Annotated in this window: 1 protein-coding gene; it reads left to right on the top strand. The window is 82.0% G+C overall.

Annotation, left to right across the window (positions count from 1 at the left end):
- The coding region (locus J7E97_RS24500) for a hypothetical protein (protein ID WP_215031126.1) at positions 1-205 on the top strand (205 nt) is incomplete at its 5' end.
- Positions 206-272 lie beyond the last annotated feature (67 nt).

Raw genomic sequence — 272 nt, 5'->3', positions numbered from 1 at the left:
GTGCGGGGGCGCGGTGACCGGCGGGGTTGTGAACTCCGCCGGAGGTGCGGCCACCAGCCAGGGCGGGGCCACCATCCGGGGCGCCGCCTGCGCCCGGCGCGCGGCCACCGTCCGGAGTGCGGCCACCGCCGAGCGCGGGACTACCGCCGAGCGCGGGGCCACCGCCCGGGGCGAGGCCGCCGCCGGCATCCGGCGCCGGGCCTAGGGGTACGCAGTGCGCGGTGGGCGGCATGGCGGCCGCCAGCTCCCGGACCTCCTCCAGGTCGGCGGTC

This window comes from Streptomyces sp. ISL-66 (genome assembly GCF_018614135.1).
Classification (GTDB): domain Bacteria; phylum Actinomycetota; class Actinomycetes; order Streptomycetales; family Streptomycetaceae; genus Streptomyces.
The sequence above is the reverse complement of the archived record's forward strand: the minus strand, read 5'-3'. Positions and strand labels throughout refer to the sequence as shown.